Annotated in this window: 22 protein-coding genes; 5 read left to right on the forward strand and 17 right to left on the reverse strand. The window is 34.8% G+C overall.

All coding sequences use genetic code 11. The features are described 5' to 3' along the window. Positions 1 to 47: 47 nt before the first annotated feature. Positions 48 to 1,250 (reverse strand): 3-oxoadipyl-CoA thiolase, encoded by a 1,203-nt coding sequence (gene pcaF / locus ACSSV5_RS07535; protein ID WP_454245403.1) that lies wholly within the window; start codon positions 1,248 to 1,250, stop codon positions 48 to 50. A 320-nt stretch (positions 1,251 to 1,570) separates the two neighbouring features. On the opposite strand from pcaF, the gene ACSSV5_RS07540 reads away from it, so the two are divergent. After that, positions 1,571 to 3,445 (forward strand): DNA topoisomerase IV subunit B, encoded by a 1,875-nt coding sequence (locus ACSSV5_RS07540; RefSeq protein ID WP_454245459.1) that lies wholly within the window; start codon positions 1,571 to 1,573, stop codon positions 3,443 to 3,445. A 69-nt stretch (positions 3,446 to 3,514) separates the two neighbouring features. Here the strand turns inward: ACSSV5_RS07540 and ACSSV5_RS07545 are convergent, their stop codons facing one another. Next, positions 3,515 to 3,904: an acyl-CoA thioesterase gene (locus ACSSV5_RS07545; RefSeq protein ID WP_211065290.1), complete on the reverse strand. Its 390-nt coding sequence runs from the start codon at positions 3,902 to 3,904 to the stop codon at positions 3,515 to 3,517. 174 nt (positions 3,905 to 4,078) lie between these two features. On the opposite strand from ACSSV5_RS07545, the gene dnaA reads away from it, so the two are divergent. From dnaA to feoB, 4 genes are all read left to right on the forward strand, one after another. Beyond that, positions 4,079 to 5,506 (forward strand): chromosomal replication initiator protein DnaA, encoded by a 1,428-nt coding sequence (gene dnaA, locus ACSSV5_RS07550; RefSeq protein ID WP_454245404.1) that lies wholly within the window; start codon positions 4,079 to 4,081, stop codon positions 5,504 to 5,506. A 4-nt stretch (positions 5,507 to 5,510) separates the two neighbouring features. After that, a complete protein-coding gene (locus ACSSV5_RS07555; RefSeq protein WP_454245405.1) occupies positions 5,511 to 5,966 on the forward strand; it encodes a low molecular weight protein-tyrosine-phosphatase in 456 nt (151 codons plus the stop codon). A 243-nt stretch (positions 5,967 to 6,209) separates the two neighbouring features. Further along, on the forward strand, positions 6,210 to 6,440 hold the full coding sequence (locus tag ACSSV5_RS07560) for a FeoA family protein (protein WP_247653519.1): 231 nt from the start codon (positions 6,210 to 6,212) through the stop codon (positions 6,438 to 6,440). After that, entirely contained in the window at positions 6,440 to 8,548 is a 2,109-nt protein-coding gene (gene feoB, locus ACSSV5_RS07565; protein ID WP_454245460.1) for a ferrous iron transport protein B, read from the forward strand. The genes ACSSV5_RS07560 and feoB overlap by 1 nt, the downstream gene beginning before the upstream one ends. Before the next feature lie 129 nt (positions 8,549 to 8,677). On the opposite strand, the gene ACSSV5_RS07570 is transcribed toward feoB, so the two are convergent. The 15 genes from ACSSV5_RS07570 to ACSSV5_RS07640 all read right to left on the reverse strand — a co-directional run bounded on the left by ACSSV5_RS07570 (position 8,678) and on the right by ACSSV5_RS07640 (position 22,963). Further along, positions 8,678 to 9,457: a 2-keto-4-pentenoate hydratase gene (locus ACSSV5_RS07570; protein WP_454245406.1), complete on the reverse strand. Its 780-nt coding sequence runs from the start codon at positions 9,455 to 9,457 to the stop codon at positions 8,678 to 8,680. Between the two features lie 72 nt (positions 9,458 to 9,529). Further along, positions 9,530 to 9,769, reverse strand: coding sequence for a hypothetical protein (locus ACSSV5_RS07575; protein ID WP_454245407.1), 240 nt, complete (start codon positions 9,767 to 9,769; stop codon positions 9,530 to 9,532). 32 nt (positions 9,770 to 9,801) lie between these two features. Further along, positions 9,802 to 11,580, reverse strand: a complete 1,779-nt coding sequence (locus ACSSV5_RS07580; RefSeq protein WP_454245408.1) for a chloride channel protein — start codon at positions 11,578 to 11,580, stop codon at positions 9,802 to 9,804. Positions 11,581 to 11,884: 304 nt separating this feature from the next. Further along, positions 11,885 to 12,484: a ribosome biogenesis GTP-binding protein YihA/YsxC gene (gene yihA, locus ACSSV5_RS07585; RefSeq protein WP_454245409.1), complete on the reverse strand. Its 600-nt coding sequence runs from the start codon at positions 12,482 to 12,484 to the stop codon at positions 11,885 to 11,887. Positions 12,485 to 12,487: 3 nt separating this feature from the next. Continuing rightward, complete coding sequence (locus tag ACSSV5_RS07590) at positions 12,488 to 13,252, reverse strand: alpha/beta fold hydrolase (protein ID WP_454245410.1); 765 nt, start codon at positions 13,250 to 13,252, stop codon at positions 12,488 to 12,490. Positions 13,253 to 13,463: 211 nt separating this feature from the next. Continuing rightward, positions 13,464 to 14,036 (reverse strand): adenylate kinase, encoded by a 573-nt coding sequence (locus ACSSV5_RS07595; protein ID WP_211065282.1) that lies wholly within the window; start codon positions 14,034 to 14,036, stop codon positions 13,464 to 13,466. A 3-nt stretch (positions 14,037 to 14,039) separates the two neighbouring features. Beyond that, positions 14,040 to 14,567, reverse strand: a complete 528-nt coding sequence (hpt, locus tag ACSSV5_RS07600) for a hypoxanthine phosphoribosyltransferase (RefSeq protein ID WP_454245411.1) — start codon at positions 14,565 to 14,567, stop codon at positions 14,040 to 14,042. A 379-nt stretch (positions 14,568 to 14,946) separates the two neighbouring features. Then, positions 14,947 to 15,567, reverse strand: a complete 621-nt coding sequence (locus ACSSV5_RS07605; protein ID WP_371815910.1) for a carbonic anhydrase family protein — start codon at positions 15,565 to 15,567, stop codon at positions 14,947 to 14,949. A gap of 10 nt (positions 15,568 to 15,577) precedes the next feature. After that, the gene (locus ACSSV5_RS07610; RefSeq protein WP_211065280.1) at positions 15,578 to 17,158 is read right to left on the reverse strand and encodes a SulP family inorganic anion transporter; all 1,581 of its coding nucleotides are present in this window, start codon (positions 17,156 to 17,158) and stop codon (positions 15,578 to 15,580) included. Between the two features lie 71 nt (positions 17,159 to 17,229). Continuing rightward, the gene (locus tag ACSSV5_RS07615) at positions 17,230 to 17,526 is read right to left on the reverse strand and encodes a hypothetical protein (protein ID WP_211065279.1); all 297 of its coding nucleotides are present in this window, start codon (positions 17,524 to 17,526) and stop codon (positions 17,230 to 17,232) included. 67 nt (positions 17,527 to 17,593) lie between these two features. Further along, positions 17,594 to 18,343, reverse strand: coding sequence for an SH3 domain-containing protein (locus ACSSV5_RS07620; RefSeq protein ID WP_211065278.1), 750 nt, complete (start codon positions 18,341 to 18,343; stop codon positions 17,594 to 17,596). Continuing rightward, on the reverse strand, positions 18,340 to 20,106 hold the full coding sequence (locus ACSSV5_RS07625) for a BatD family protein (protein ID WP_454245412.1): 1,767 nt from the start codon (positions 20,104 to 20,106) through the stop codon (positions 18,340 to 18,342). Before ACSSV5_RS07625 ends, ACSSV5_RS07620 begins: the two co-directional genes overlap by 4 nt. Further along, a complete protein-coding gene (locus tag ACSSV5_RS07630) occupies positions 20,107 to 20,922 on the reverse strand; it encodes a tetratricopeptide repeat protein (RefSeq protein WP_247653517.1) in 816 nt (271 codons plus the stop codon). Then, positions 20,912 to 21,961, reverse strand: coding sequence for a vWA domain-containing protein (locus ACSSV5_RS07635; RefSeq protein WP_454245413.1), 1,050 nt, complete (start codon positions 21,959 to 21,961; stop codon positions 20,912 to 20,914). The genes ACSSV5_RS07630 and ACSSV5_RS07635 overlap by 11 nt, the downstream gene beginning before the upstream one ends. Further along, positions 21,962 to 22,963 (reverse strand): vWA domain-containing protein, encoded by a 1,002-nt coding sequence (locus ACSSV5_RS07640; protein ID WP_454245414.1) that lies wholly within the window; start codon positions 22,961 to 22,963, stop codon positions 21,962 to 21,964.

A 22,963-nucleotide genomic window follows, 5' to 3' on the forward strand; every position in this document is an offset into this window, starting at 1 on the left:
GACACCGACACATCCCGAATCGCTTCGCTCTCGGGACTTCGCTACGCTCAGCATCTCTCAATTACACAGGCGTAGCCTTGTCCGACACCGACACACATAGTGATTAGGGCGTATTTTTTTTGGGTTTGTTCTAATTCTAAGGCGGCGGTATAGGCGAGTCTTGCCCCTGTGACGCCAAGTGGGTGACCGATGGCTATGGCACCACCATTGGGATTGATACGTGAGTCGTTGTCTTTTAGACCCCAAGCACGTATGCAAGCCAAAGATTGTGCTGCAAAGGCTTCGTTAAGCTCAATAATGTCCATATCTGTTAGACTCAAACCTGCTTTTTTTAAAGCTTTGTTTGAAGCTTCAACGGGTCCAATGCCCATAATTCTGGGTTCAACACCGACTACGGCTGAACTTAATATTTTGGCTTTGGGTTTTAAACCGTATTGTTTTACGGCTTTGTCTGAAGCTATAATTGTTGCCGCTGCTCCATCATTTAAACCTGAGGAATTGCCAGCGGTAACACTTCCGTTTTTACGAAAAGCTGGTCTTAACTTGGCTAAAATTTCAGGTTTGGTCTGTGGTTTTATAAACTCGTCGTCTTTAAAAATGATTGGGTCTTTTTTACGCTGAGGGATTTTGACTTCAATAATTTCTTTTGCTAATCGACCATTTTGTTGAGCTTTTGTAGCTTTCATTTGACTGTTATAAGCAAACTCGTCTTGGTCTTCACGAGATATTTTATGAATATCAACAAGGTTTTCAGCGGTCATGCCCATACCGTCGGTGCCATACATTTCTTGCATTTTTGGGTTGACAAATCGCCAGCCAAAACTGGTATCGTAGAGTTTAGCGTCATTTCCGTAAGCCGAAGAGGTTTTGGATATAGCAAATGGACCACGCGTCATGTGTTCTACGCCACCTGAAATAAACAAATCTCCATCGCCTGTTTTTATGGCACGATGGGCATGAATAATTGCTGATAAACCACTACTACACAAGCGGTTAACCGTTTCACCTGGGACTGAATACGGCAAGCCTGCTAACAATAAACACATTCGTGCTACATTTCGATTGTCTTCGCCAGCTTGATTGGCACAACCTAAAATGACATCATCAAAAGCATGTTTTGGTATGTTATTATTTCGATTGACTATTTCGTTGATAACTAAAGCCCCTAAATCGTCGGTACGAACGGGTGAAAGTGTGCCTTTGTAATTTCCAATAGGTGTTCTGATACCGTCAATAATATATGAATTCATAGAATGTAATATCTTTAAATTGAAGTCTAAAAATAAGGGTTTTTATAGAATTCTGTAAAGTTATTGGCAAATTATTGATATTTCTTTAAAATATAATTTTTTGTGTTAGTTAACAAAGTGACAATAACAACCGTCCATTCTATGTTGGTCTGGCTTAGGGATTGAGGCATTGTTGGAGCTCTTGCCACGCCATAAGCGTGGCAAAGCGACTGCCGAAAGCCCGCCGATGCGACTTTGGAGCAGCGGAAGCCCCAAATTATATATTTTGAAATTTCGTGATTTTAAAAACATGTCTTATCTTGGCATTAAAATTTGATTTGATGGTTAAAGAAACGGCTTACACGGAAGATAATATTAAATCGCTGGACTGGAAAGAGCACATCCGCATGCGTCCTGGAATGTATATCGGCAAACTTGGCGACGGCTCGAGTGCGGATGATGGCATTTATATTTTGCTGAAAGAAGTTTTGGACAACTCGATTGATGAATATGTGATGGGCGTGGGCAAAACCATTGAGGTGTCTATTCAAAATAATCGTGTGATTGTGCGAGATTACGGTCGTGGCATTCCGTTGGGCAAAGTGGTTGATGTGGTGTCTAAAATGAATACGGGCGGAAAATATGACACCAAGGCTTTTAAAAAATCGGTGGGGCTGAATGGTGTTGGAACAAAGGCGGTGAATGCGTTGTCTGAATATTTTAGAGTAGAGTCTAATCGGGATAATAAATCGGTAGCAGCCGAGTTTGAATTGGGCGAGCTTAAAAACAAAGAAGACTTAGACGAAACCTCTCGCCGACGCGGTACGAAAGTAACTTTTGTGCCTGATACTGAAATTTTTAAGAAATACAATTACCGCAGTGAATATGTGGAAAAAATGCTTAAAAATTATGTGTATCTGAATCCTGGATTGACCATAGTTTTTAATGGACAGAAGTTTTATTCTGAAGATGGTTTAAAGGATTTGTTGAGTGACAATATTAGAACTGAAGATCGACTATTTCCAATCATACATTTGCGAGGTGAAGATATTGAGGTGGCGATGACCTTTAGCAAAGCCCAATATAGCGAGGAATATCATTCGTTTGTGAATGGTCAACACACCACTCAAGGTGGCACGCACTTGACCGCTTTTAAAGAAGCTATCGTAAAAACCATTCGAGATTTTTACGGCAAACAATACGACCCTGGCGACATTAGAAAATCTATTGCAGCAGCGGTAAGCATTAAAGTGATGGAACCCGTTTTTGAAAGTCAAACAAAAACCAAACTTGGCTCAACCGATATGGGTGGCGAATTGCCAACGGTAAGAACTTATATTTTGGATTTTGTCAAGCGAAAATTAGACAATCACTTGCACAAAAATCCAGAAACAGCAGAAAAACTTCAACGCAAAATTCTTCAAGCCGAAAAAGAACGAAAAGACTTATCTGGCATCAGAAAATTGGCAAAAGAACGAGCTAAAAAAGCGAGTTTGCACAATAAGAAATTAAGAGATTGTCGCATTCATTTGGGCGATACTTCAAAAGCAGGAAACTTAGAAACCACATTGTTTATCACTGAGGGCGATTCGGCGAGTGGGAGCATTACCAAATCTCGTGATGTGAATACTCAAGCGGTGTTTAGCTTGAAAGGAAAGCCTTTGAATAGTTATGGTTTAAGCAAAAAAATTGTTTACGAAAATGAAGAATTCAACTTGCTTCAAGCCGCTTTAAACATTGAAGATTCGCTTGAAGATTTGCGCTACAACAATATTGTGATTGCCACCGATGCCGATGTAGATGGCATGCATATTCGCTTGTTGATCATCACGTTCTTTTTGCAGTTTTTTCCAGAAGTGATTCGCGAAGGGCATTTGTATATTTTGCAGACACCTTTATTTAGAGTTAGAAATAAAAAGGAAACCATTTATTGCTACTCTGAAGATGAGCGAAGAGAAGCGATAAAAAAACTCGGCAAAAACCCAGAAATCACACGTTTCAAAGGTCTGGGTGAAATTTCGCCTGATGAGTTTAAAAACTTTATCGGTGACGATATCCGTCTTGATCCAATTATGCTTGACAAAAACAAAAGCATCGAAGAGATTTTAAAATTTTATATGGGCAAAAACACACCTGACCGTCAAGAGTTTATCATTGACAATCTTAGGTTAGAAATTGATTTGGTGGAAGATCTTGAAGAGGAAATTGAAGCTTAAACATTCTCCACTACAATGTTTAGGCTATAAAATTATAATAGCATTTAATCGACTCGTCCTAAAATTGGCTTAAGTTGTCAAAATTTCAAATAAGTATTTTGGACATCTTATAGGTCTGCGAGTTTGTGCGGATATAAAAACTAAAATCACTTTTGCCGTCGCAACAATTTCATCAGCGTCATTTAATAATTTATAGTCAAATCCAATCTTGACATCGGGAGTTTTTGAGCATTCAACTTGAACCTTAACGCTACCGCCAAACACCAAAGGTTTTTTATAATCTATTTCAATTTTATAAACAGGTAGCATTATGCCATCTTGTTCTAAATTGGAGTATTTTACACCCTTTTTTTCGAGCCATTCAATCCTTGCTTGTTCTAAGTATAGCAAGTAATTGGCATGATGAACCACACCCATTTGGTCGGTTTCTGCATAGCGGATTTTATATAAATATTCCATGTTTTATAACGTTAATAACTTTTATTTTTCTATTTTTATAAAAGTTTTGTATAGGCAAAAAAAACTTAAAATTCAACAGCAATTTTATTTTTTTATGAAATGATTTGTTCACATATTTGCCATATCAAAACGGGGTAATTTTCACCTCCAAAAATTGTAAATTTAAGATTAATTATGAATAAAACTGCGGAATCAGTTTGGGAAAATTGTTTGTCTTTTATAGAAGATAACATCACACCACAAGCATACAAAACATGGTTTGAGCCCATAAAAGCTGTTAAGCTATCTGATAACGCATTAAGTATTCAAGTGCCTTCTAAATTTTTTTATGAATGGCTTGAAGAACACTACGTCAAATTGCTTCGCGTAGCACTTAATAAAACTTTAGGCGATCATGCTAAGCTTATTTATGTGATAAGAATGGAAAATGCAAGGGGCAAAAAGCCAGCTTTTACAGAAAAAATACCAAGTTCACAGCGAAGCAAAGTCAATTCTCAAGACGTTAATATGGCACTTAACACAAAAAATCCCGAGTTAAAAAATCCTTTTGTCATACCAGGTATTAGAAATTTAAAAATTGATTCACAACTCAATTCTAATTATAATTTTGATAATTTTCTTGAAGGCGATTCTAACCGTTTAGCTCGTTCTGCAGCAAAAGCAGTTTCGGCAAAACCTGGTGGCACGTCTTTTAATCCACTACTTGTTTTTGGTGGTGTAGGTTTGGGCAAAACACATTTGGCTCACGCTATTGGTGTTGATGTTAAAGACAAACACCCCAACAAAACTGTGCTTTACATTTCGGCTGAAAAATTTACTCAACAATATATAGAATCGGTAAGGAAAAACACCAGAAACGACTTTATCCATTTCTATCAAGTCATTGATGTACTTATTGTGGATGACATTCAATTGCTGTCGGGCAAAAAAGGCACACAAGATGTTTTTTTCCATATTTTTAATCATTTACATCAAAATGGCAAGCAAGTCATTTTAACCAGTGATAAAGCACCAGTTGATATGCAAGAAATAGAAAAACGCTTGCTATCACGTTTTAAATGGGGCTTATCAGCAGAATTGCTCAAACCTGATTACGAAACCCGTAAGAAAATCATTAGCAACAAACTCTATCGCGATGGTGTAGAAATAGGTGAAGACATTATAGATTTTGTTGCCCAAAACATCAAGAGTAATATCAGAGAACTTGAAGGTGCTATTATCTCCTTAATCGCTCATTCTTCATTTAATAAAGAAGAGGTGGATTTGATTTTGGCAAAAAAAATCGTAGATAATTATGTCCACAATTCTAAAAAAGAAATTTCTATAGACCACATTCAAAAAGTGGTAAGCAGTTATTTTCAAATGGATACGTACACATTACAATCTAAAACCCGTAAGCGACACATCGTTCAAGCCAGACAAATAGCAATGTATTTTGCCAAAAAAATGACCAAAGCTTCGCTGGCTAGCATTGGTAAACAAATTGGCGATAGAGATCACGCTACCGTTCTGCACGCTTGTAAAACCGTTAGCAATTTAACTTCAACGGACAAGCAATTCAAAAAATTTGTTGAAGACCTTGACAAACGCTTAGTAGAGTAAATTTATGAACACTAAAATTCTTATGGTGTGCCTTGGAAATATTTGTCGCTCGCCACTCGCCGAAGGCATTTTAAAAACCAAAGTCAACACCAACAAAGTTTTTATAGACTCCGCAGGTACTGATGACTATCACGTAGGTCAAAAACCTGACGAACGCTCTATAAAAATTGCTAAAGAACACCATATAGATATCACTGACCAACGATGCAGACAATTTAAAGTTTCAGATTTTGACCGATTTGATCTCATTTATGTGATGGATAATTCAAATTACGAAGACGTCTTGAGTTTGGCAAGAAACGATGACGACCGCAACAAAGTTCATCTGATATTAAATGAAGTTTTGCCTGGTGAAAACTGCGACGTTCCAGATCCTTACACTGGTGGCATTGATGGTTTTAAACGGGTTTATGAAATGCTTGATCGGGCTTGTGATAAGATTGCTGAGAAGTTGGGGTGATCTACTTTAACCTTTAGCTTAAACTTGATAGTCCTTCCAATACGCATTATAAAAATCTAACCTAAAAAATCAACTGGAAACGATCTGATGAAATCAAGACATTATACTTATTTGCAGATTAAAAACACCAAAAACTGACCAAAATCAAGTTCGGGCGTTAACTTTAAATTAAAATCACAACTTTAAAGTCCACTTCAATTAGATTTTTTAAATTTGCACTGTTTCAACTTAATCTAAATAAAAATGATGAGCATTGCCGATTTAAAAAGCGGACAAAAGGCAACCATTACTGATATTTCTTCTGAGACTATTCCTTTAAAACTTCTCGAAATGGGCTGTTTGCCAGGTAATGCAGTTGAAGTAATCAAAATTGCTAAAATAAAAGATCCTTTATATCTTAATATCAACGATACTTTTTTAGCCATCAGACTTGAAACGGCAAGAGATATTTTAGTAAAACTCATAGAAGAATAATCATGAGGCAAATCAATGTAGCACTTGTCGGCAATCCTAACACAGGGAAAACCTCTGTCTTTAACAACTTAACAGGATTAAATCAAAAAGTTGGTAACTATCCTGGCATAACGGTTGAAAAAAAAGAAGGCGTCGCTAAGCTCAATCGGGTTCTAAAAGCCCATATCATTGATTTACCTGGTACTTACAGTCTAAACGCTTCTTCTTTAGACGAAAATATAGTCATTGAGCTTTTGCTTAACAAAAATGATAAAGACTATCCCGACGTTGTTGTAGTTGTCAGTGATGTTGAAAACTTGAAACGTAATCTATTACTTTTCACTCAGATTAAAGACCTTGGAATTCCTACAATTTTAGCCATCAATATGGCTGATAGAATGGAACGAAAAGGTATTAGCCTTGATGTTCCAAAGCTTGAAAAACAACTCAAAACCAAAATTGCACTGATTAGTGCAAGAAAAAAAACGGGTTTTGACAAACTTAAAACTCTCATTACAAATTATAAACAACTTTCTACAGAAGCCTGTTGCAACGCATCGAGAGTGGATACCGAATATTTTGGTAATCTCAAAAAAACATTCCCGAATCAAAACACTTATAAGCTTTGGTTAGTCATTACTCAAGATGTCAATTTTGGCAATTTAGATCGCAATCAGATCAAAAACAAAGCCAAAAGTTTTGAACCCAAAAGCGATTCTGAACTCAAGCGTTTACAGCAAAAAGAAATTATTGCCCGATATACTTTCATCAACGACACTTTAAAATCAACGATGACCAAAGACATCAATATGGCAAAAGGTTTAAGGGCGAGTTTAGACCGATTGTTGATGCATCGCATCTGGGGTTATCTTATTTTTGCAGTGATTTTGCTTTTAATTTTTCAAGTGATTTATGATTGGGCTGCCTATCCGATGGATTTTATCGATGAAAGTTTTGCACATTTCAGTGAATGGACAAGAAACACACTACCTGAAGGGCAGTTCACAAAACTTATTGCCGAAGGTATTATACCAGGAATTGGTGGTATTGTGATTTTTATCCCACAAATCGCATTTTTGTTTTTCTTTATTAGCATTCTTGAAGAAAGTGGCTATATGAGTCGTGTCGTATTTCTCACTGATAAAATTATGAAGAAATTTGGGTTGAGTGGAAAAAGCATTGTGCCTTTAGTTTCAGGAACGGCTTGTGCTATTCCCGCCGTGATGGCGTCTAGAAACATCGAAAATTGGAAAGAACGACTCATCACCATTTTAGTCATCCCGTTCACGACTTGTTCTGCCAGATTGCCTGTTTATTTAATCATTATCGCCTTAGTTATTCCAGATAAAAGCTTTCTTGGGGTAAATTACCAAGGTTTAGTTTTGCTGTTGCTGTATTTTATAGGATTTGGCATGGCAGTGTTTTCAGCATGGCTTTTGCACAAAGTGATGAAAACTTCACATAAAACTTATTTTGTAGTTGAAATGCCAAACTACAAAATGCCTATTGCTAAAAATGTATTGATTACGGTTCTTGACAAAACCAAATCATTTGTATTTGGTGCTGGAAAAATTATTTTGGCTATTTCTATTATTTTATGGGTTTTAGCAAGTTATGGGCCTAATGAAAAATTTAAAAACGCAGAAAACATCGTCAAAACCGAAGTTAAAACTGAAAATTTAGTTTTAACACCTGAAGAATTAGATACCAAAATTTCATCCTATAAATTAAGACATTCCTATATTGGTTATATGGGCAAAGGCATTGAACCTGTAGTTCAACCCTTGGGTTATGACTGGAAAATCGGGATAGCTGTTATCAGCTCTTTTGCAGCACGAGAAGTTTTTGTAGGAACACTCGCCACCATCTATAGTGTTGGTAATGAAAATGAAGAAACCATCAAAAAACGAATGTCTAAAGAAGTAAATCCTGTGTTTGGTGGTAAACTATTTAACTTGGCAAGCGGTATTAGTTTATTACTGTTTTACGCTTTTGCAATGCAATGCATGAGCACACTTGCCGTAGTCAGACGCGAAACCAATACTTGGAAATGGCCTATCTTACAACTTGTTTTTATGACAAGTTTTGCTTATATTGTGTCTTTAATTGCTTATCAAATCTTAAAATAAATTATGTCAGTACAAGAAATACTCGTTTGGATAACATTTATAACTGCCGTTGGCTTTTTAATTAAAAAATTTTTCTTCAAGAAAAAAACAAAAAAAGCTTGTGGTCAAAGTGATTGTGGGTGCTAAAAACTAAACGACTTGAAATTCAACCGAATCAAAATCATCAATACTTGCACTAAGTCTATCACCTTTTTCAATTACAGTCATCGGACCTAAAGCACCCGACAAAATAATTTCACCTGCTTGTAATGGTTGATGGTGTTTTTGCATAGTTTGAGCCAACCATAAAACAGCCTTGAGCGGATTGCCCATACAAGCTTGACCATTTCCTTCAGAAACGATGTTGCTATTTTTAAACATTTTCATTTCACAATTGACCATATCAATTTTAGACCATTCAATTTTTTTTGAACCTAAAACAAAATGACTTGCCGAAGCATTATCAGCTATGGTATCAGTGATTTTGATGTTCCAATTTTTAATACGGCTACCTACAATTTCAATAGCTACAACAGCATAATCAATGGCATTTTTGACATCGATTAGTGTTATATTTTCAACATCTAAATTGTGTTTTAAAACAAACGCCCATTCGGCTTCGGCTTTGGGTTGCATTAAGTTTTCAGAAGATAGTTTAGCGTGATTTTTAATTTGCATTTCATCGGTTAAAACGCCAAAGTCGGGTTCGTCAACACCGAGTTGTTTTTGCACGGCAAAGGAAGTTAAACCAATTTTTTTACCTACTGATTTAGCTCCTTCGGCTAATTTTTTTTGAGTAACAAGTTGCTGAATTTGATAAGCAGCATCAATATCTCTTTCGTTAGGGAATGCTGTTCTAATGGGTTGTATTGGTTTGTTTTGAATTTCAGCTGTATAAAGTTGTTCAGCTATTTTCTCCAATGGATTCATATTTTAAGTTTAAGCATTTCAGTGTGAGTATAAAATCTTTGTGCCTTGGTGTCTTTTCGTGATTTATAAAAATTACAAATCTTTCTCCCGCATTTCGTCTAGCTTTTTTTTATCAAGCACATAATCTTTGATATCTTTGCCTTTCCAACGGTGATATAGAAATAAAGGCATAAAAATAAAAGAGGTAAATAGCACAGAAAGACCAATAATTTTATCGCCTATTTCAGGATTGGTTTCCACAATTTTAATATAAAATCCCGTGCCGAAACCACCGATCATAATGACAAAACAAATCCATATTATTATTTTCATGATTGTTTATTTTTTTGAATTCACTTCATATTTTAAACTGTCAGCTCAATAAGTTTTTCTCTGTAAGCTGTTAAAAGTTTTGATTTTGATATAAATCCAATATAACGATTGTTTTGGATAACTGGCAAATTCCAAGCCTGAGTTTTTTGAAATTTTTGAATTGCTTTTCTTACATTATCAGTATCTATATCAATAAAATCAGGAGGTTGATGCATAAAATATTTAACCTTTAGGTTGTTTTGAGAATCTTCATCAAACATAAATTCTCTGATATCATCTAAGGTAATTACACCCACAAGTTTGTTTTCTTGATCTAAAACAGGAAAAAGATTTCTATGAGATTTTGAAACCGCTTTAAGCAACATTTCTTTAAAGGTCATTTCGGGGTTGACCGCTATAAAATGAGTTTCAATTAGTGATTTTAGATTTAATAACATCAAAACTGTTTGATCTTTGTTGTGGGTAATCAACTGATTATTTTTTTTGAGTTGACGAGTATAAATATTGTGATCGACATATTTTTTTGAAATCCAAAAAGAAATTGATACCGTCAGCATTAACGGAATGATGATTCCATAGCCACCTGTAATTTCAGCAATTAAAAAAATAGCTGTAAGTGGTGCTTGAAGTATGCCAGCCAACAAGCCTGCCATACCTAACATTGCAAAATTACTAACGGGTAAATAAACATCAAATAAATTTAGAAATTTGGTGTAAAAATTACCTGCTAAAACGCCTAAAAACAATGTTGGTGCAAAAATACCACCAACTCCGCCACCGTTTAAAGTTAGAGATGTTGCAATAGGTTTAACAAGAATTAAGAAAAGGATAAAGACTAAAAAAATCCAAGAGTTATCAAAATATTGAAATAAAATAAAATCATCTTTAAATTCTATCGTATTGTTTTGAATGAGTTGGTTCATAAATTCAAAGCCTTCTCCGTAAATAGGATATGCTATAAAAACCAAAACACCAACACCAACACCAGCTATCACTGCTTTTTTATATTCATTTTTAATTATTTTTAGTCTTTCTTCTATAAAAACATAGGATTTTGTAAAATACAAAGACAATATTCCTGTCAAAATTCCAAAGGCAATAAAGTATAAAATATTGTTTATATTAAAATTGTCAAGATTATGAAAGTCTAAAATATATTGCTCTCCTAGAAATAATATTCTTGTAAAAACAGCAGAAATTGAAGCAAAAAGTAGAGGAAGTAAAGATGCTAAAGTAAGATCTAAACTAAAAACTTCAATAGCAAATAGAATAGCGGCAATGGGAGCTTTAAAAATTGCGGAAAGCGAAGCTGCAGCACCACAGACTAAAATTAGTTTTCTGGTTTTAGCTTTAAGTCTAAAAAAACTTGACACATTTGAAGCTATTGAAGCTCCCGTTGCTACTGATGGTCCTTCTAAACCTACAGAACCTCCAAAACTAACTGTGATTGGTGCGGTAATGATAGAACTAAATATATTTTGAACTTTCATTCTTCCATCGTGCTTTGATAAAGAAGCTAAAGCCATAGGGATACCGTGACCGACTTTTGATTTTAAAATATATTTTGAAATTAAGACAACTAATAAAAATCCGATGACTGGTGTGAAAAAATAAAACTCCCTAAAGTAAATGCTGATAAATTCATTTTTAAACAACAAACTCAATACATAAGTAACGTTTTTGATAACTACAGCTCCTAATCCAGCCAAAAGTCCTATAAAAGCACTAAGAATATATAAAAACGTTTCGTCGCTGATGTTTTTATATCTCCAAATTAAAAAATTCTTGACTATTTTATTTTTTTGTGGCATTTAATAATTTTAATTTCTGCCTAAGAAAATCAGAAAATAAATTGCAAAGTTACTTTTAATTTATATAGAAGCAACCTCTTGGTAAAAGCATTTTTAAATAAACTTCATTAACTTTTTAATTGCTTTGAGGTGTTTTATTCCTTTAAGGTGTTTTGTGTTTTTATTAGAAAGCAACAATAAATGTCAATAAGAATTTTCATGACTTCTTAATGGTTGGCATTTATTTTTGAACCATTAAGAAATGAAGGTCATTAAGGAAGTCAGTAAGTCTTAATCTGTCTTAACTTCTTAATGGTTAGATTTTTTAGTTCAAACTTTGATTGATGTTATGAATATAAGCTAAAATATCATCTTTACCTGTTTTATCTTTGGATGATGACAAAAAAATGGGCATCAATTCTTCCCAATATTCCATTAATACAGATTTGTAGTGTAAAATGTTTTTGTCTAAGGCTTGAGGTTTTAACTTATCGGTTTTAGTGAAAATAATTGAAAACGCAATAGCATTGGCACCAAGCCATTGCATAAATTCAAGGTCAATGTTTTGCGGTTCGTGACGAGAATCAATTAATACAAAGGCATTGACGAGTTGTTTTCGTTTTTTGAAATAATCAGTGATAAATTTTTGAAAGACTTTTTTTTCTTTTTTACTGACTTTAGCATAACCATAACCAGGTAAATCAACCAAATGCCAAGTATCATTGATCAGAAAATGATTTATCAATCGGGTTTTACCAGGTTTTCCTGAGACTTTGGCTAAGTTTTTTTTACCCGTTAACATATTGATGAGTGAAGATTTACCAACATTACTTCGCCCTATAAAAGCGTATTCGGGCAATTGAGAGTTGGGGCAATCTTCAACTTTAGAATTACTGATAACAAATCTGGATTGGGTGATATCCATAATTTATAATTCACGTTTCTGTAACCAACTGTGCAAAATACTATTAAATTGCTCGGGATGTTCCATCATTGCAGCATGACCGCATTTATCTATCCAAAACAAATCTGAGTTGGGGAGTTTTTCGTGAAATTCTTCTGCAACATTTGGTGGTGTAACATTATCTTGTTTTCCCCAAATTATACATGTTGGTTGATGTATATTGGGTAAATCTTTAGACATATTATGTCTTATAGCACTTTTGGCTATAGCCAATGTTCTGATGAGTTTACTTCTGTCATTTACGACTTTATAAACGTCGTCAACGATTTCTTTGGTAGCAATTTTAGGATCGTAAAAAACATTTTCTGCTTTCTTTTTGATATAATTATAATTACTACGTTTGGGATAACTCTCGCCCATAGCACTTTCGTAAAGTCCAGAGCTGCCAGTAATGATAAGTGCTTTTGCAGATTCTGGATATAATTTTGTTGTTAATAATCCGATATGACCACCGAGAGAGTTGCCTAACAAAATGACATCTTTGTATTGTTTGTAGTCTATAAATTCTTTGATGTAGGTAGAAATATTTTTGATATTGGTTTTTAAAATCGGCAAAGTGTAAATGGGTAATTCTGGGATGACGACTTTGTAACCTTGTTTTGGAAAAAAGTCAACGACGCCATCAAAGTTGCTGAGACCACCCATTAAACCATGTAGAATAATTATGGGTGTTCCTTCACCTATTTCAATAAATTTAAATTTTCCATCGTGTTCTAATTTGTATTCCATCAAATGTATTTGTTTCTAGTATTCAAATATAATTAACTTTTTTAATTCGTGGTAGATGTATAATAAAAATGGTGAATTGAAAGCCGTACTTAGCTTATGGATTCCCAAAAAATATTGAATAAAAATATATATATATTCGGACAAGATATGTGGCAAATCCCGTCTAATACGAGAATTTAGCGAATAGACCATATAAAGCTAAAATAATTCATTAAATTTTATCTATAATTTTGCTGATTCGTGCTGTGATTTCTTCAATGCTACCGACACCATCTACGCCATAATATTTGTTAGCTTTTTGGTAATAGGTTTTTAAAATAGCAGTTTCGTCATAATAGACTTTGATGCGTTTTCTAATGACATCTTCGTTGGCGTCGTCGGGTCTGCCTGAGGTTTTGCCACGTTCGAGTAAACGCTCAATCAAAACTTTGTTATCGACTTCTAAGGCAATCATAGCGTTGATTTGAGTTGATTTTTGGGTCATCAATTGGTCGAGGCTTTGGGCTTGGGCTTCTGTGCGTGGAAAACCGTCAAAGAGAAAGCCATTACACGGTAAATGCTTGTCCACTTCAGCATTGAGCATTTTGATAGTAACTTTGTCTGGAACTAATTTGCCTTTGTCGGTATATGATTGGGCGAGTTGACCTAAGTCGGTTTTGTTTTTGATGTGGTATCTAAACATATCACCCGTTGAGAGGTGAATGAGGTTATACTTGTCTTTTAGAATGTCGGCTTGTGTGCCTTTGCCAGCTCCTGGTGGACCAAATAAAACAATGTTTGTCATAATTTATGAAGTTTTGAGTTGATAGATATCTGGTAAATTTCGACCTAAACCGTTGTAATCTAATCCATAACCTACAATAAACTTATCTGGTATTTTGAAACCAATATAGTCTATAGAATAGGGCTTTTTGTAGGCATCGGGTTTGTAAAACAGACTTGCAATGCTATATGATTTAAGATTTTTGGTCTTGAGGTTTTGGATGATGTATTCAATAGAATTGCCTGTATCGACAATATCTTCTACAATAATGATATCTTGGTTGTCGAGCTGTTCAGCTTCTAAATAGGTGCTGATATTGCCAGTGGAACGTGTGCCACGATATGAAGATAGACGCATAAAACATATACGACATTCGCCTTGGTAATGCTTGATTAAATCTGAAGCAAACATAAATGCTCCATTTAAAATGATTAAGAACGTTGGGGTTTTGCCTTTGTAATCTTTTTGTATGGATTTAGCCAACTCTTCAACACGTTTGTTTATATCGTCTTGTGTGATAAAAAGTTCAAATTGTAAGTTTTGGATGATCATAATTCAGCAAAAAACAAAGATAAGTAAAGTCTCGTAATGCGAAGTTATATGGGCTTTGATTTTCGATTAATTTAAATCAAAATAAATAAGCATTGCAAAAAAGCTTTTTTTGAGTTAATGTTGAAGTAGTAATTTTACAGATGATTTTGGGTCAAGCAAAAAAGTTGGGAGATTAAAAATTTACCTTACTCCACAAACTTTTTGCTTGATTCCACTTGATTTTGGTAATGCATAATTCGGATTTGATATCCTGAAAATCAATATATTAAACGATTAAAATCACATAATATTAAAATATGATTTCCGAGGCTAAAATCCATACATATTTGGTGGCAGAGTGGTTCTTCAAAACAGAATCACACCAATGCCACCAAATTGATTACAGCATCTTAATTTCACCTGTTTTTAAAGAATAGACTCCTCCTACAATTTTTATTTGACCCGAATCTTCAAGGTCTTTTAAAATAGGACTTTCTTTTCTAATACGTTCAATATTGAGCATCACATTTTTTTCTACTACGGCTTGAACGTATTCAGCGTTTTTAGAGTTGCGTTCTCCTTTGGTTTTTGTCTGTTCAATTGCGGGTTCAATGTTTTTTAACATAGCGGTAATATGCCCTAATTTAACATGATCACAAGCTGAACTTACGGCTCCGCATTTTTCGTGACCAAGTACAAAAACCAATTTGCTTCCAGCTACTTTACAAGCAAACTCCATACTGCCAAGAATATCAATGTTGACAAAATTGCCAGCTACACGAGACACAAAAATATCGCCAATACTTTGATCAAACACGGTCTCTACAGGCACACGACTGTCCACACAAGATAAGACGATGGCTTTGGGATATTGACCATCAGAGGTGCTTGTTTTTAACAAGTTATAATCGCGATGCTCTAAGTTGTTTTTTACAAATCGCTGATTGCCTTCTAGTAAATCTTTGAGCACACTTTCTGGTGTCATAGATACTTGTTCTTGTTTAGAAATGATTTTATCCATAATGTTTATTTTATTTATCTGTTAATGCAATTTTATCAAAATACTCTTTAAAACTATCTGGGTTTTTAACTTCTCCTTTTTTATGAATCAATTTTATATCAATATTTCTGTTTTTGGCTTTAAAGGCGTAATCGTCCAGAATTTCTAAAATATCATAATCTAAAAACTTTGTTTTTCGTATATCGATTTCTACAAAAGAATCATTTTCAATATTTTTTAATTCTCTCATAATTGCCCCTTTATTGAAAAAAGTAACTTCTTCGGCTAAAGTCATATTGATGTGTTTTTTATTGCCATTTTGTCCTTTTATGTGTAAAAAGTGTGAGTTTTTATAGCTGTTGTAAAGTACTGTTAAAAGTCCAGAACCCAAGCCTAAACCAATACCAATCAATAAATCAGTGAATACAATTCCTAAGACAGTGATAATAAAAGGTAAAAACTGAGATTTGCCGAGAAAATACATCTGTTTAAATAAACTTGGCTTAGCTAACTTATAGCCAACAACAAATAAAACAGCAGCCAAAACACCAAGCGGAATAAGGTTGAGCAACTTAGGAATAACGATGATTGAAATCAACAATAAAAAACCGTGAACAATTGCCGATAACTTAGTTTTGTTTCCTGATGTGACATTAGCTGTACTTCTTACAATTACTTGTGTAATTGGTAATCCACCAATAAGACCAGAGAGTATATTGCCCGTACCTTGAGCAAACAGTTCTCTATTGGTTGGTGTTATGCGTTTTTCTGGGTCAAGTTTATCAGTTGCTTCAACACTAAGCAAAGTTTCTAAACTGGCTACAATGGCAATGGTAATTCCCGTAATCCAAACGTTTGGATTAGTAATCACTGAAAAATTAGGAAATGTAAACTGACCTATAAAGTCAGATGTATTTTCTGGTACTGGAACATTCACAAGGTTGTGTGTTGAAATAGCTAAAACCGAACCTTCTGGTATTAAAACATAATATAAAACCCCGACAATAACTGCTACGACTGGTCCTGGGAAAATTTTAAAAAATTTAGATCTTTTTTCAAGAACATTAGACCATAAAATGATAATACCAAGACTGATAAAGGTAATAAAAATTACTCCTATAGAAATATTATCTAATAGGGTTTGAAAGTATTCTGCAAAAGCCACGTGATCATCTGTGACATATTCTGAAAACTCTACATTATCGCTCAAGCCAAGTGCAAATGGAATTTGCTTAATAAAAATAATAATTCCTATACCAGCCAACATACCTTTAATCACTGAAGTTGGAAAATAATAACCTATAACTCCTGCTTTGGCTATACCCAACAATATCTGAATAGCACCGCCAATAATTACTGCTACAAGAAAGTTCTCAAAACTGCCAAGACTAGCAATAGCACTCAGCACAATAACTGCCAATCCAGCTGCTGGTCCACTTACACCAACCTGTGAGCCACTTAGCGACCCAACTACTATGCCACCAATGATACCAGCAATTAATCCAGAAAATAAAGGTGCGCCAGATGCTAATGCTATTCCTAAACATAATGGCAGAGCTACAAAAAAAACAACGACACTTGCAGGAAGGTCTTTTTTTAAATATTTAAACATAAAATAAGATTTAATGCCCTTTCAGGCAGGATAAAAAATGAAATTAAAAAGAAATGAAATGCTTTTAAAGTCTATGCTAAAGCATCAGGTGGTGGTGAAGGAATTCGGATATGGTTAGACTTTATTGCAAATTGATAGTTGTCAAAAACTAAAGCATCTTTAGTTTCATGCACACTTAAAGCTTCAAAGTCTTGTTTATTGATATCAAAATCAAAAAAAGAACTTACAGGGTTTTCAGATCTTTCCTCTTCTGCAAGGTTGTAAACTATGCTTACATCTGCATTTTCATCTATAAGCTTAACAACAGTAGGTGTTGCCAAAAAAGCTATAAATAAAAATAACAAATATGTAGCATAAATTCTTTTCATGTTTCAAAGATATAATAATTATGTGAATTTGAAACTTTGTTTTTGGTAATAGGTGAGGAATTGAGATTTATATTTTCTTAACATTTTCTGTCGTCATCCAACCCATTGTACCGTCAGGCAGTTCAACTTTGTAGAAAGAACGAAACTGATCAAGAATTTTAATTTTTGTGCCTTCGTGCAGTTGAAATAAAGTATTGCTTTTGGGATTGGGTTCTTCTAATAAAGCTTTTTCTTCTTGAAAAATAATGCCGTAAACCGAAGATTTAACCCGCTGAAGTTGTAGTTGTGCCATTGCAAATGAACCACCTGATAAAAGCAAAAAAGCTATACAAATTCCAAAAGCTAATCGTTTAACAAACGTGCGTTTAAACAACAAAAAGACACCAAAACACAAGGCCGAAATACATAGAAATACAATTCCGATAATAGACCAAGTATCTATTGAAAAAGTGGTGATAAAATCGTCTAAAGTTTTATCAACTTCGGAGTCTGGTAAACGTTTAAATTGATCTAAACGCATTCGCTCTGCAAAGGCTAAATTGTTTTGAATACTTTTATCTTTGGGGTTGAGCTTTAACGCTTTTTCATAATAATAAATGCTGTTGGCGAGATCTTCAAGTTTGTAATACGTATTCCCTAAATTAAAATACAGCTCGCTTGATGCTTGACCATTTTTTAAAATATTTTGGTAAAGCCTTTGAGCCTCTTTGTAGTTACCATCAGCATAAGCATCGTTGGCTTGACTGAAAATAGAATCGTTTTGAGCCGTAACAGAAAGGCTTAAGGCAAAACACAATATGGAAACAATTATTTTCATAAACTTCTATCGAGTTGTGCTAATGTTGTTTTGGCTTGTTGATAATCTTGATCGATTTCGGATTGGGTTAACGGCGAATATCTTGCCATTTCGCAATTTTTGAGCAATTCTAAAAAGGCATGGACATCATCTGATTTTGCACCTTTTTTTAATAATAATTCTTCTATTTTTTCTTTGCTCATTTCACTTGTGGTAATACGCAACTTGGCTTTTAGATAATTGTGAAGCGCTCTTTCTAAAGACAAATAAAAAGCTTTTGAATCATTTTGGTGAGATTTAGCTTCCGACAAAAACTTCTTAGCCAACTTGTTTGCCTTTTTACGATTTCTTTCAGATTCTGACAAACCTTCACGGTTTTGAACTTTTCTAAAAACAATGAAGAAAGGAAATAATGCCAAAGCAGAAAAAGAAATCACCCAAAAGGCTGTGCTTTTAAAAAAGCGTTTTTTCTCTATTGGAGCTAAATTAGTATCAAGCTTGATAAAACTGAATTGTGCATCAGGTGGTTTTATAAATGAATAATTGTTTCCCGTAGTATCCGAATTTGAAATGATATTGGTCAAACTTGTATTGGGTTCAACTTCAATTGAAATATTACTTGAATTTAAAGTCACGTATTTTTTTTGGGACGGGTCAAAATAAGAAAACTCTAAACTTGGCAACACCTGTTTTCCTGCTTGTTGTGGAACTAAAGTGTAAATATTTCGCTTTGTTCCCACCATTCCTTTAGTGGTTGTGCGGATATTATCTTGTTTTTCAGGCTCAAATATTTCTGTATTATTTGGAGCTTTTAAAGCTGGCAACTCAAATAAACTCAAATTGCCTTCACCACTTATTTTGACTTCAGCCTGAAGTGATTCCATTGCTTTGAGTTTGTTTTTGTCAACACTCACATCAAAATCAAACTTTCCTACAGCACCAGTAAAACTGGCGGGTTTATTTTCTTGTGGCAATGGTTTGACATCAATTGTTCTTGTTTGAGCAGAATAGGTTTTATCAACTGTTTCATAAAGTCTTCTGCCAAAAAGGTCTCTGCGGTTCGTTGGCACTTCAACACCAATAGAAAGGGTAAGCGGTTCAATTTTGAGCTTTCCTGTTTTTTGCGGATACAAAATGGTTTTTCGCAACTCTACATAGCGGTAGGGTTTGCCAGCAAATTCTCCATTTTTAACTTCAAGCTGTTTCACGTCAATGCTTTGACTCCAAAAGTTTTCATATTTAGGATTATCAAGTGCCCGCCAATTTCTAATATCTGTTGATGGACTGACATACAGCTTATAGACCACATAAATTCCTTCGTTGAGGTAAGGGCTTGTATCTGAAACTTCAGCAACCAAATGAATGCCATCCAAAGCTTTAGACTCTGGTGAAGCATCAGCGGTTTCACTTGGGTTATCTACAGCTGCTGTAACTTCAATAGTTTGAGGTGAGGTTTTATAAACTTGACCGTCAATGGTCACTTCGGCTTGACCAATGGTGAGTTTACCGCGTTTTAAAGGTTGCAAGAAAAAGGTATATGATTTTTGAAAACTGCTTTTGCCATTTATCCAACTTTGACTCACAGATTGATTTGGTCCTGCAATTTTTTTAAAGCCTTCAAAAGATGGTGGTATAAAGTTGTCGCCATCTTTATTCATGCTAAATTCAACGCGCAAGCGTTCATTAATTCCAAGCTTTTCACGGCTGACTTCAGCAGTAAACTTAACTTGAGCTTGACTCCAAGCACAACTTATAAAAATCAATATGTAAATTAATTTTTTCATTTACCAGTCTTTCTCTGTTTTGATTTTTACACCCTTTACTTTTTGGGCATTGAGTTTTTCTTGTGTATCTTTTTCTTTATTTTGAATGGCCTGCAACAGGTTTTTAATTTGTTGCTCGCTCATTTTTCCTTTTTGAGGTTTTGGTTGAGACGGTTGCTTTTGCTTTTTGCTATCACCTTCTTTTGGGTCTTTTCTAGCATCGTCTTGTCTTTGCTTGTTTTCCTTTTTTTCTTCGCCGTCTTTACGGTTTTGTTGGTCTTGTTTTTTCTCGTCTTTATCGCCTTCGCCACCTTTATCTTGTTCTTTTTTCTTGTTCTTTTTTTGTTGATCTTTGTTTTTGTCTTTACCGCCACCTTCGTTTTTTTGTTTTTCTCTTTTTTGCTTGGCTAAGGCTAAATTATATCGTGTTTCTTCATCCGTAGGATTGTTTCTCAAGGCATTTTTATAAGCTTCAACGGCTTTGGCGTATTGTTTTTCTTTCATCATCAAGTTGCCGAGGTTGTGATAATTCCTGTGTTTTACGGTTTTATCTTCAGAAGATTTTGCGGATTCTAAATACCGCAAAGCCGATTGTTTGTTTTTTTGGTTTTCAAAATATAAGTTTCCAAAGTTATAAGCGGCTTTATCGCCTTCAGGGTTTTTGTCTAAAGCTTTTCTATACAAGGCTTCTGCTTGAGCAAAATCGCCGTTTTGAATTTCTTCTGCGGCCAATGCAGAATATTTTTGATATTGTTTTTGTGTTTTTTTGATGTTTTTGTCTTGAGCGTTGACCGAAACAAACAAAAACATTAAAACACCTAATAAACTAAATTTCATCATCATAGTCTTTTTCATTAAACAAGTTAAGTCGTCGCAACCATTGGGTTTTTCTTTCTAAAATCAATATATCTAATAGTATAAAAAGCATGCCAAAACCAACAAACCATTGATATTGGGTCTTAAAATCTGAAAATTGTTTGGTTTCGAACTCCGATTTTTCAATTTTTTGTAAATTTTCTAATAAAGTTTTAACAATTTCGTCGGTTCTCATTTCATCAATAAATACACCATTGCCTTTTTCGGCGATATTTTTTAAAGTCATTTTGTCAGCCCGAGTAATTACCGTTTGACCTTGATTGTCTTTTTTATAAGTTATACCGCGATTTTGTTTGATAGGAATTGGACCACCTTTTGAAGTGCCAACGGCAATGGTAAAAATTCTGATATTATTTTCTACAGCACGCTCAATGGCTGCATCAGCTTTATTGCCGTGGTCTTCGCCATCACCGACTATAATCAAAACCCGATTGGTAGTCTCATCGCGGTCGTAATAAGTGGCAGCCAAATCAATAGCATCGGCAACGGCTGTGCCTTGGCTGGATACCATATCGGTATTCATTGCTTGTAGAAACGTCTTGGCGGCTCCGTAATCAGTTGTTATGGGTAATTGCGGAAAAGCACTACCAGCATAGCCAATAATGCCCACACGGTCAGATACTAAGGCGTTTAGTGTTTGAGAAATTATTTGTTTGGCTTTTTCTAAACGGTTGGGTGCAATATCTTCGGCTAACATACTTTTTGACACGTCAAGTGCAAACACGATGTCAACGCCTTGGCGTTTTACCGTTTCCATTTTTGTGCCCATTTTAGGATTAGCTAAAGCAATTATGAAACAGGACAAAGCCAAAATAAAGAAGATAAATTTTATCCAAAGCTTAAAAACCGAGCGTTGCGGTGCTAAAAACTTAAACAATTTTGGGTCGGCAAAACGTTTTTGTGCACGGATTTGCCAAAGTCTATAAAAAATAAACAATAAAACAATCACACCGACAAGGGCGAAATACCAAAAGTAATATGGGTGTTCAAACTGTATCATTTATACTAAACTTCTCATTATGGTATATTTCATCAAAGCAACCAATGCCATTAATAAACCTGCAATAATGACGAAAATGGGATATTTTTCATCATAATTATAGTATTTGGTCTCTTTGATTTCTGTTTTTTCTAATTTGTTGATTTCTTCATAAATTGATTTCAACTTATCTTCATTGGTCGCTCTGAAATATTGTCCACCAGTTTTAGTAGAAATATCTTGGAGAAGTGCTTCATCAATTTCAACTTTAGTATTGCGGTATTGAAATTGTCCATTTCTATCAATCGCAACAGGCGAAAGTGCAGTGCCCATACTACCAACGCCAATGGCATAAACTTTTATGTCGTATTCTAAAGCTAAATCGGCTGCGGTATTTGGCTCAATAAAACCAGAATTATTGACCCCATCAGTCAACAAAATAATGACTTTGCTTTTGGCTTTGCTGTCTTTAAGTCGGTTAACAGCTGTAGCCAGTCCCATTCCAATGGCAGTGCCACCTTCTATTTGACTGGAATATGAAATGTCTTTAAGGGTGTTCAGAACAATACTTTTGTCTGATGTTACAGGGGTTTTGGTATAGCTTTCGCCAGAAAACACCACCAAACCCACACGGTCGTTTGGACGATTTTTAACAAATTCTGAAGCCACTTCTTTGACGACTTCCATCCGATTAGGCTCAAAATCTTTAGCCAACATACTGGCAGAAATATCAATAGACATCACAATATCAATACCGCGTGTTTTTTTGATATCTGTAGTCACGTCAACGGTTCTTGGTCTTGCCATTGCAATAGTTAAAAACACCCAAGCCAAAATTTTAAAGGCAAACATCGTATGTTTAATGTAGCCCCAAAATGATGAGCCTGAAAAAGCCTGCGTTGAAGTGAATTTGACTGGCACTTGACTTTCCTTACGCTTGATTAAATACCAAACCACAAACAATGGAATGGCTAACAAAAGCCAAAACCAAGCGGGATTTTCAAAAGTCAAGTTGTTGAACAT

The sequence above is a fragment of the Psychroflexus sp. MBR-150 genome, assembly GCF_053628795.1.